This window comes from Chloracidobacterium sp., assembly GCA_016711345.1.
GTDB lineage: Bacteria > Acidobacteriota > Blastocatellia > Pyrinomonadales > Pyrinomonadaceae > OLB17.
Window position 1 is genome coordinate 3764881 of sequence record JADJTD010000001.1, and the last position, 12112, is coordinate 3776992.

Here is a 12112-nt window from a genome sequence, read left to right on the forward strand (position 1 = left end):
AAAATGAATAAAACGTGTCGAAATCTTTCGGGAAGACCTCTTGTCGGTGATTTTAACAGGACACATTCTATTTGGATCGGATTTCGCGAAACGCCTCGGCCTGATCGGGTTTATGCCACTTCTCATATAATGTGGCAAGATCTAAGGCCGCTTGCCTTGTATAGGCACTGCGATCTGTAAAGCTCTGCTGCAAAATATTATGCGCGGCAATGAGTTGGGTTTCTGCTTCGGCAAATTTGTTTTGGTAAAGCAAGCACTCACCGAGGGTCATTTGAAAAACGGCGACGTGGCGCTCGTCTTTCGGCTGTAGATTTGTTTCGTCAGTAAGGGCTTTCCTTATCAATTGTTCCCCTTCGCCCGACCTGCCCATTTTCGTCAACGCTAATCCGAGTACACTCATAGATAACCGCAGTGTGTAATTCTGTAATTTTATCGCGGTTAGCGTTTCAACTGCCTTACGAGCCTCGGCCTCGGCTGCTTTTAGGTCACCTTTTTCGAGAAGCAGTCTTGAGTAATAATACCTTGCCTGTGCGGAGCTATAAGCTTCGCCCTGTATGTTGACCGAGCGTTCCACTGCTTCTCGCAACAATACCTCACCTTCATCGAGCTTTCCGTTTATCCTCAGGATATTACCAAGATTGGAGAGTACCTGCGACGTGCGTATGTCGAATTTTTTCGGGAGCCTGCGGGAAATACGCAACACCTCTCGTTCATCTGTTTCGGCACCGGCATAGTCATTGGTGAATTCCCGAACGCGTGCAAGAGCGAGCATCGTAGTTACTACATTTGGACTGTCATCGCCCTCCGCCGAACGATACATCGCCGCAGATTCCGCAAGGATCGGCTTAGCTCGTTCGGGTTCACCTCCACGGTTATAATCTTCCCCAAGCGTCATCAGAGCGAAAGCAAGGTCCGAGCTTCCAGCTGGGTAGATCGCACGCCCCTGTGCAACTGCCTCTTCTAAAAAACCTCTTCCTTCGTTCGTCTTATTCTGTTCTCCTAGACATTCGCCCAACAGAGCATTGCTCTTAAAAGTATGCACATCAGAGGCTCCACGATTGGCCAGATTCAGTTCTCTCGCTTCACGCAGTTTGGGTTCAGCCATGTCGTATAGACCAAGCTGGTTATATGTGTATCCGATAACGTTGAGAGCGTCGGCCTTTAGCTCCGGCTGACCTGAAAATTCGTTCTCAATCCTATCGCCCGCCGCGTTCAAAACCTCGATGAACTTAACATCTTTCCCGTCTGTCTCAGGATCGGGTGAGACCAGAATGCTCTGAAGAAACGCATTCAACCCCTCAGATCTTTTTGCCTCTATCATCGCTTTATCGCGTTCGAGTCGGGCAATGGCGGCCTGCCAGGCGGTAGCCGCGATCCCCACAACCAAACTCAAAAAGATCAACACGCCGGCCCCGACGGCAACGCGATTTCGCCGGGCAAATTTTGATGAACGATACTTCCATGTGTCGGCACGGGCGGTGACCGGGAGGTGTGCTTCGTAACGCCTAAGGTCCTCGCTAAACTTTTCAACAGATTCGTAGCGACGATCTTGTTCCTTTCGAAGCGCCATGAGGACAATATTCTTAAGATCTGAGTCGATCCGTAGGCCTGAGGTCGTTTCCGGTGAGACCGGCTCAACATCACAAATCAGACGAAAAACCTCCTCAGCGGATCGTGTCATGAAATTGTAAGGCAACTTACCGGTAAGCAGTTCGTAGAGGATGACGCCGAGGCTGTAAACATCGCATGCGGTCGTGATCTCCTCACCGCGAATCTGCTCGGGGCTTGCGTATTCTGGAGTCAAAAGGCGGTTGGAGGTTTGCGTCAGACGGGTCGCTTCCGCTTCGGTACCGAGTATCTTTGCGATCCCGAAATCCAGCAATTTTGGTATGCCGTTTTTCGTTACGAGAATGTTCGACGGTTTGAGGTCCCGATGAACGATAAGGCGCCCATGGGAAAAACTTACCGAGGCGCAGACATCACGAAACAATCGGATCTTTTCATCTTCGGTCAACGCATTTTCAAAGCAATACTTGATCAACGGTACACCGTCGACGTACTCCATAACAAAGTATGGCAAACCGTCATCGGTCGTTCCGCCGTCCAACAGACAGGCGATATTCGGATGGTTCAGCGACGCGAGTATCTGACGTTCCTGACTGAAGCGTCGCACGATCTCATCTGAATCGATGCCGCGTTTAAGTATCTTGATGGCAACCTGCTGTTCGAATTCGCCGCCCTCGCGATCTGCGAGCAGAACGACGCCCATACCGCCGCGTCCGATCTCGCGGACAATGCGATAATTGCCTATCCTTTTACCGGAGTATGAAGCGGAAGACGCTAATATGGATTCCTCGATAAAACCTTCCGAGTCGTCCAAGGACAAAAGTAAACGCTCTACCTCGTTCCAAACTTGCGAATCATCGCCGCATTCTGCTCTGGCAAATTCGAGCCGGCTGTCAGGCTCCATTTCGCGAGCCTCATGAAATATCCGTTTGATCTTTTCCCAGGTTTCCGGCGATGTCATTAGTCGTTGCCTTTTAGCCGAGAGTAAAGCCAGGTGCGTGCCATCGTCCATTCGTTAGTTATGGTTGCCGCGGAGAGGTCCATAACTTCGGCAGTTTCTTCGATCGTCAGTCCACCGAAGAAACGCATTTCAATAATTCGACTCTGCCGAGGATCGATCTTCTCCAACATGGAAAGTGCTTCGTCTAGGGCTAGCAAATCGAGATCATTCTCAGCGGCGAATGTGATGGCTTCGTCAAGAACGATCTTTTGTATACCGGAACCTCGCTTTTCAGCCCGGTGGCTGCGGGCGTAATCGACGAGGGTCTTTCTCATTAACTGTGCCGCAACTGCAAAAAAATGAGCCCGGTTCTGCCAACTCACATTCTTCCAATCAACCAAGCGAATGTATGCCTCATGGACAAGTGCCGTTGTTTGCAAGGTGTGCCCTTCTCGTTCGTTTCGCATATAGCTGCTAGCGAGTTTTTTTAACTCGTCGTAAACGATCGGCAAGAGTTCCTCAGGCGCTTTTCCGTCGCCATCGGTTATCTCTTTTAAGAGTCGCGTAACTTCCTGCATAACAGTTATTTACATTGAAATATAACACGAATGAGATTTACTGAAAAAAATATTAGGTGAAATGCGGTCAATTTACGCCCTGTATAGGTGAGAAATAATTTAACGGAGCTATGACCACTATGAACACCCGAAAACGATTTGCCACACCCTATCGAGCTGCGATCACGGTTGCTTTCATTCTATTTGGTTCCTGCCTGCTGCTATTTGGATGGGAAACACCGGCAAAACTCCAAACTGAGAGCGATCAGGCAAATGTCAAACATAATGAAAAGCCCGATACTTCTCGTGAGAAAGGCGTTGGGTTTCCAAACATAAGCCTTGCCGATGGAATTGATCTGGCAACAAATGACGGACAAGCCACCGCTCCCGGAAAACTGCTCGCATCGGCGGATTTTGATTCTGACGGCACAGCGGACCTAATCGTCTCGGATTCGGGCGGAAATATTCGACTGTATCACGGCAACCCTGAAGCAAATCGGTCGCTCCTGTTAAATGCTCAAGGCCTCGAAACACCAGAGCCGTTTTCGGCATCGACTAACGCGGCGACGCTCGGCATGTCGCCGGATTATCTGGAAGCAGGTGATTTCAACGCCGACGGCAAAAAAGACATCATTGCCGCCGCAATTGGTTCGAGGACGATTACGCTCGTTGCCGGTTTTGGAAGCGGAACATTCTCAGCTCCAAGGACGATCGCATTGGACGGCAACATAACTGCCTTTGTGGTCGGCGAGATAGGGCTAGCGGACGGCCAGGCCGATGTTGCGGTTACTGTGACAAATAAAAAAGGCGCTCAAATGTTAGTTTTCGAGCATCCTGAGAGCGCCTTCAAATATAAACCTGAGGCGTTTCAGCTTGCGTCTCCGGCGACTCAGATCGCTATAGGCGACCTTAACGGCGATCACTATTCGGACATCGCCGTCGGCGGCGGAACGAACTTAACTGTGATCAGCGAACGCGGCCAAGCTTATCCTTGGGACGTTCTAAAAGGATCGGGAATCAAACGTCCGGCGGCCATCGTCGAGCGTAAACAAATGCCTTCGACCATTGAAGGCCTGGCGATAGGTAACTTTAGCGGCGAGAGACAAAAGTCGCTCGCGATTCTTTCCGGCAGCAATATTTTTCGGCTGAAACCAGTCCAATCAGCAACTCGCACTCGCGCTCCTTATTCGGCCAAAACCAATACGCCGCAATTCCTGCCAGTTGACGTTGACGCAGTAAATATAGGAACGCTGCCCGAACCGGTCCTTGACACTTCAGCCTCTGATCCGGGCGGTGCGTTGCTCGTCGACGGCAGGGCGTCGAACGATGACAAGCAAAAGGCTCTCCTCGATCGATTTACGGAAAAGGGCAAGCAATATGCGGCTCTTGAACCATCAGAAAAGGCGCGCTTGGCATCGGAACGCGCCGCATTGGCAAGTGCAAAAAGCGAAAAAGCAAAAGAAGGCTTTCTCAAAACTATTTCGGCCCGCCCATCGAACCTCGCGGCGTGGAGTCTTGAGACTTTGGTCACAGACGCAAGGCTCAGTGAAGGTTCAGTCTCAGCAAAAAGATCATTAAATTCACGCACCTCTTCGAGCGGCAGCGATGATCTGATCCTTGCAGGAGCGACGATCAATATCTTCACTCAACCAAAAGATGACAACGGCGTGCTGCGTAACGAGGTCGTCGCACTCGAAAGTGAATTTGCCACGCAAGCCGTCTTACCGATGCGGATCAACGGCGACGCAATGGACGACCTTGTTGTTTTGCATACCGGATCAGGTATTCCCAGCGTTGTACAGACTGATCCGACTGCTGTCATCATCGTGAACACAGTTGATGATGTCGGTACGCCGTGTGATGGAGTTGGCGATTGTTCGCTGCGGACCGCGATCACACAGGCGAACGGCCAACCCGGTTCTTTGATCGCTCTGTTAATACCGGGGGCGGGAGTTCATACCATTACGCCTTTGTCGCAGCTTCCGGTCATAAGGGCAAACGGCACGCGTCTCGCCGCCCCGACCGATAATACAGGAGCGAAACTGGTTGAGATCACCGGCGGCCAGGCTGGAATCGCGGACGGTATCAAAATCAGGGCGAGCAATTGCTCGGTCTCCGATCTTGCAATAAATAATTTTCAGGGATTCCAGGACCCTAATACGGGCAGCACCACGGGATCGAACTCGATTACCATCGAAAGCACTGCCTTGTCACCAAACGCAAGCAACAATCTTATACAAAGCAATTATCTGGGAACTGACTCGACCGGAACTATTGCCAAAAATGGCGGCACGGGTGTTCTTATTTTTGATGCGGATAATAACAACATTATCACAAACGTGATGTCTGGCCTCACTACCGGTACTTTAAACGGCCTCGGCCTCGATATTACGGCCGGAAATAATAACAATATCTTTGGAAATTTGATCGGCACCACGCGAAATGGCAATGTGCGCCTTCAAAATGGTACAGGCGTGTTCCTGTCGGGATCGAATAATAAATTTGGCGGCGACGGAGCTGGCGAAGGCAATGTCGTTTCCGGCAACGGTACAGATCGTCAGCCGGGCAATCCAAATTATCCCGGCTGCGATGGCGACGGAATAATTGTTGCTCCTCTGATCGATCTTGTTACCGGCGTACTGCTTACGGAATTTAATACGTTCAAGGGCAACCGGCTCGGAACTAGTGCCGACGGCTTGCAGCCACTTGGCAATTGCGGCAAGGCGATCGGAACCATCCCGCAAACGTCAACGTTCATCGGCTCGATCACGCAATCCGGACGGAATATCATCTCCGGCAACGGCCTCGACGCGATCTATTGCGGCTTTCCCGGATCGCCTTACAGCGAAGGCGGCTATTGTGCCATCGTCGGCAACAACATCGGCACGGACATCACCGGAACAGTCTCGATACCAAATACACAGGACAATGTACATTCCGGCATAGGCTTCATAACCGGCACCGTTTTAATCGTCAACTCTGACACTTATTCATATTTCGGCTCTCCGGGCGGGACGACGCTGGGTGGTAGCTGTACCGGTTTCTGCAATTTGCTATCGGGCCAATATACCACCACGCATTTTGCCCAGGGCAATGCTTTACTTAGATTTGGCTGGGGAACTGTCGGGGCATTTAACAATTTTATCGGCACTGATCTCACCGGAACTCAATCACTGCCAAATATCATTGGCATTGGCATGGGCGGAGCTCTCTACGACCCGACTACTTCGTATATCGGCGGCTATGGATCGGACGGGAACGGCGGATATGTATTCGGCGGGAATCTTCTCTCTGGCAATGTCGGTTCCGGCGCCAATTGCGGAGCTTACACATTTGGCTTCGCAAACTGCAACGTATATAACAATCTGATCGGAACGGACACGACGGGAACCAATATTTTGGCTAATGCCGAGTTTGCCGAGGCGGCATTCATTGTCACAAACGGATTCGGCAGCCTTGCGATCGGCGGCAATGAGCCTCCGGCGCGAAACGTTATCTCAGGCAATCACAATTCGGGCATCGGACTGCGCAATTTTGGCGGCGACCTGCTCATCTCAAACAATTATATCGGCGTCAATAAAGTCGGCGCGCCGCTTGGCAATGAGGCAAACGGCATATTCGACTATTTCGGCGGCGCCAAGATCGGCGGCTCACCGGCTGATGCAAATATCATTGCCCACAACAACGGTGCAGGCGTGTTTCTGACCAGCCCTTACAATGACCTAGGTTTCATCCCAGTCGGCGTGAATATCAGTCAAAACCACATTCACGACAATGGCGGACTAGGTATTGACCTTCAACGAACCGGAACAAGCACGACCGGCGACGGGCCAAATCCGAACGACTGTCAGGACGCAGATGTCGGGCCTAACGACCTGCAGAATTTCCCGATACTTTTTACACCTATATTTAACGGCAATGGTACCGTCACAGTTGACGGCGCACTAGGCAGCAACCCGGGTCGTACATATCGGATCGATTTCTATTCAAACGGAGCCGCTGGCCCGAGCGGCAGCGGCGAAGGCGAGAACTACATCGGCTCGCAAAACGTCACGACCAACGGCAACGGCGGTGGTTCGTTTACATTTACATCGACCGTTACGGTGCCAAACGGAGCCGCTATCACCGGCACTGCAACTGACAGCTTTGGCAGCACCTCGGAGTTTTCATGCCTCGCAGGCGGCGCATGTACGCTTGGGTTGACGCGTGATGAGTTTCTATCTTCGCCGACGGTGTCTTGCGCCCAGCCGATCATCGTAAACGTCACCGGCGACGAACCTGATGCCGACACTACAGATGGTTTTTGCGATGTCGATACAAGCAACAGCGGCCTGCAATGCACACTTCGAGCAGCGATCGAGGAGGCAAACGCCCGACCGGGCTTTGACACCATTGAGTTCAATATACCTGGCAGCGGTGTACAAACTATTTCACCGGCAAGCCAGTTACCTGATATAACACAGCCTGTTTCGATCCGAGGAGAATCACAGCCCGGGTATCCAGGCACGCCGATCATAGAGATAAGTGGTATAAATGCCGGGAGTTCTTTCGGAATTGTGTTTGCCGCGGGAAGCGACGGTTCAAGACTTGGCGGCGTTACCGTGAATCGTTTTTTCGGCTCAGGAGTTTACCTGTTTGGCAATAGGATTACCGTTTATGGCTCTTATCTTGGCATCAATCCCGACGGATTAACGATTGATATTGCACATCCACAACCCGCTGGCGTAGTTGTCCAAGGTTCGGGCAATCATATCGGGGACAGCGGCTCGTCGCCGGACAATTTGATATCAGGAAATAATGTCGGCATTTTAATCTCCACTGGCGGGACAAATGAGGTTACCGGAAACTACATCGGAACTGACAAGAATGGCAACCTCATCCAAAATAATGGCGCCCCTTACGGCGGGAACGGTGTCGGTATAATTATCGCGGGATCGAACAATAACACGATTGGAGGCAGTGATGCTTCTCACAGGGGTAATGTTATTTCCGGCAATTTAAGCGATGGCGTTGCGATCACTGAGAATTCAACCGGCAATCGTGTAATTGGAAACCTTGTAGGAACTGACCCAAATGGAGCCATGTCTGTACATAACGGACGAAATGGAGTTGTGCTTGTGACCGGTGCAACAGGTAATACTGTGGGCGGCCTCGGAGCGGCACGAAATGTTATCTCCGGCCAAGATCTACAAACGGATCCGAATGTAGTCCCGACGGGAGTTCTAGTTGATGCGTCAGCGGGTGTTGGCAATAGCATCCTGGGAAATGTAATCGGCCTTTCGAGCGACCAGCATACAGCAATTCCAAATATAGTAGGTGTCGTGGTTAATGCCGGCAACACCTCCGTCGGCAGCTTGACCGCCCCCAATGTGATCGCCGGAAACATTCGAGTAGGCATAACTGCCGGCACTGCGGCAGCTTTTCTCTCAGGTGTATCAATAACAGGAAACAGAATAGGGATAAACCAAAGTGACGAAACGTTCCCTAACACCTTGGGTATTGCTCTAGTCGGTGATATTCAATTGTCCCAAATAAAAGACAATGCTATCTCCGGTCAAACTGCAGGGGTTGGACTTTTGATCGGAATTGGTGCGACGAATAATACTGTAGCCCGAAATAAAATAGGAACGGACGCAAACGGATTTGCGGCTCGGCCAAATGGAATGGGTATTGCGATTGTGGGTGCGAGCCAAAACAGCATAATTGGTAATCTTGTTTCAGGAAATACCACATTCGGTATTTCTATAAGCGGTAATCAACCTGCTCAGATGCAGGCTTTCAAGGACTTGCTGCCTGATAGTCCGACAGGTGTTTTGCCGGCTATGGATAATAAGGTCCAAAATAATTTGATAGGAACTAACGTCGACGGCACATCTCCTATTGGCAACGGTCTGGGCGGCATTGCCTTGCTCGATAAGGCCCAAAACAATCTAATCGGCGGAAGTGCGAGTGGCCATCAGGGTAATGTCATTTCCGGGAATATCAATCCAGATCCTACAACTGGATACGGAGTTTTTATCGGAAGTAGAAATGCCAATCCGTCCGTTTACGACCTTCCGTCCACCAACAAAGTTCAAGGAAACAGGATCGGTCTCAAAAAGTCGGTTGATGAAGTTTTGGGTAATACAAATGCGATCTATCTTTTCCATGCGACAAACAACATCATCGGTGGCGACACGGCGGACCTCGCCAACATTATCGGCGGCAGCACCGGCGACGGAGTTGTCATAAAAGGCAACGACACCATGGGGAATATTGTCAAAAACAACCTGATCGGCACCACTGACCAGGCGATTCCCGTGCCGAATCAGGGAAACGGCATCACGTTGAGAGACGATGCATCACAAACGGAAATCACCGAAAACACCATAAGCGGAAATAATGGCAACGGCATCCAGATGCTCAATCTTGAAAATCCTGCACCACTTCACAGAGAAACAGGTATTTTGTCATTCATGGCAAAGATTCAGAAAAATTCGATCGGCATCGTCAAACTGCCGGGAGGAAACTCCTTACCGCTTGGTAATTTGAACGGAATATTGGCATCAACCTCAAGGGACATTTATATTGGCAATCTGCCTTCTGAGTCCGCGGCCAACCTGGGCAACACCATCTCAGGCAATCGCAACGATGCCGTCTGGATCAAATTACGGGGGACAAGCAATGCGATCTATCGCCTTCAAAAAAATATCATCGGCGGCATCGACACTCCAACGCCCGGCTTTGGCAATGCAGGTAACGGCATAAAGGTCGAAGAAGATCCAAATTATCCACGCCCAAATACACGGCAAGACAAGCCATCCGCACCTTTGGTTGATGCTCCCGTGCAGGTGATTGAAAATACGATGGTTTCCAATGGAGCGAACGGTGTCTTTGTCGATGGTATCGGCAATCCTGTGGGCTGCACAAACAGCTCTGCCCTTCCGCCATCAAACCCCGAAGTTCAATTTAGTGGCAATCTTATCTCGTTACAAAACGCGGTGTCTGGACTGCCGGTGAGACTTGCAAATGCCCAGTCGGGCATACTGCTGAATAACGCAAATGGAATTGTCATTGGCAAGCCAACCGATAATTTGCGAAATATAGTGTCCGGCAGCGTCGGCTCAGGCATAAAGATCTTAGGTGAGTCAACAGTTAACGCCATAAAGAAAACCATCATAGGGACCATTCCCGGCGGCGGTAGCGGCTTTGGCAACGGCGGCGGCGGGATTCTGGTAACCGGCGGAGCACGCCTTACCGAGATCGGCGGCACTGAGCCGGATGCGGGCAATATCATTGCGGAAAACACCGGTCCGGGCGTCTGGATCGATCCGGCCGCAGGCGGATGTAATCTTATCGATCCCAATTCTATATATGGAAATTCCGGCCTTGGTATCGACATCGGCCCGCTCGGCCACAACCCCAATGACAGCGTGGACGCCGACGAAGGGCCAAACCGCCTCCAGAACTATCCCGAGATTTCCCAGTATTCGATAGATGGGAGCGGCCACCTGAACGTGACGTACTTTGTCGATTCGGTTCCGGGATTCTCGAACTATGGCCCAATTGGGTTATACGTTGAATTTTTCAAAGCGGACATCTCAGGTCAGGGCGAGACTTTTCTCAACTCGGACTATTTTTCTGTTCTAGACTTCACCAACGGCGGAAAGACTGTTGATCTTGGAGACGCAACTGTCCTTGGCTTTACCGTAGGCGATCTGCTGACCTCGAGTGTAACTGACGCGAACGGGAATACTTCGGAGTTTTTCCCGACCGGTGTCTTAACCACTCCGACACCAACGACAACGTCGACGAACACGCCGACAAATGTACCAACAGACACGCCAACAAGTACACCGACGGCAACGCCGACCGTTCCGCCTTCGATCACCGGGACGGTCACATACGGCAACGCTATCGGCTCGCCTTCGCAGCGTTTTGTTGCGAACGTGCTGCTGAGCGGGGCCGGTTCGATTTCAGTCTCTGCTTTGACCACTTTTCCAAGCGGAGCTTATTCGCTCAGCGGATTCGGCGGTGGTGCTTACACGATCACGCCGTCCAAAACTGGCGGAGCAAATGCTGCCATAAGCTCATTCGATGCAGCGAAAGTGGCTCAACATGTCGTCGGGCCGCCATTCCCGTATTTAGGCGGCAGCCAGTTGGTTGTGGCCGATGTCAGCGGAAACAGCGAAATATCGTCTTTCGATGCGGCAGAGATCGCACATTATGTTGTTTCAAACACACCGGTTGGCGCATCAGGAACCTGGAAGTTCAGCCCCACGAGCAATTTCCATGCATCAATTATCAGCAGCATCACGGGTGAAGACTACACTGCACTGCTTTTCGGCGATGTTTCCGGGAACTGGGATGATCCCACTTCTTTGCCCGGCGGTCGTCCGGCGATGCAGGGCGGGCCGGAGAGAAATATAGGTGTTACGGCACCAAATATGGCAACAACGGCTAAGCACGAGATCATAATACCGATCCAGGTAGACGGAATAGCAAACAAAGGGATCATAGCCTATGAGTTCGATCTAAGATACGATCCTCTCGTGTTAAAACCTCAGACGAATACGGTAGATCTGGTCGGATCTGTCAGCCGTGGCATGACGGCCGTCTTCAACACGAATGAACCGGGGCTTTTGAAAGTCGCTGTTTACGGCCCAATGCCGATCACCGGCAACGGCGTACTTCTAAATCTCAGATTCATGGCAGTCGGAGTACCGGGTTCGTCATCGCCCTTGATATGGCAGAGGCTTATGTTCAATGAAGGGGATCCGATTCTGCCAGCAATAGGAGGACAGGTAGAGATCTCCTCTCTCCGGCAGATCAGGGCTAGATAAGAGAACGCTTGTTGAACAAAAAGTGACTGGCGTTTAAACAACTCGACCCCCTAAGAACCCTACTGCCGGCACGCGACGAATCCATACTTTCGAATGTATCGCGGTACCTACCGGCGGGAGGGCCTTATGAGGGGTCAGTCTTACTGGTCAACTAATATGACCACTGAGACGTAAACATTATGCCCTCGAATATAAAGGGCGGCGTTAATTCCCTGCCAAATGGTTAT

The 12112-nt window shown here is 51.1% G+C and carries 3 protein-coding genes; 1 reads left to right on the forward strand and 2 read right to left on the reverse strand.

The window, feature by feature from the left end:
- Positions 1-67: 67 nt before the first annotated feature.
- A complete protein-coding gene (locus tag IPL32_15885) occupies positions 68-2527 on the reverse strand; it encodes a serine/threonine protein kinase (protein ID MBK8467298.1) in 2460 nt (819 codons plus the stop codon).
- A complete protein-coding gene (locus IPL32_15890; protein ID MBK8467299.1) occupies positions 2527-3084 on the reverse strand; it encodes a sigma-70 family RNA polymerase sigma factor in 558 nt (185 codons plus the stop codon). Before IPL32_15890 ends, IPL32_15885 begins: the two co-directional genes overlap by 1 nt.
- 119 nt (positions 3085-3203) lie before the next feature.
- Between IPL32_15890 and IPL32_15895 the strand changes: the two genes are divergently transcribed.
- Positions 3204-11885 carry a VCBS repeat-containing protein gene (locus IPL32_15895; GenBank protein ID MBK8467300.1) on the forward strand — a complete coding sequence of 2894 codons (8682 nt, stop codon included), beginning with the start codon at positions 3204-3206 and terminating at the stop codon, positions 11883-11885.
- Positions 11886-12112: the final 227 nt, after the last annotated feature.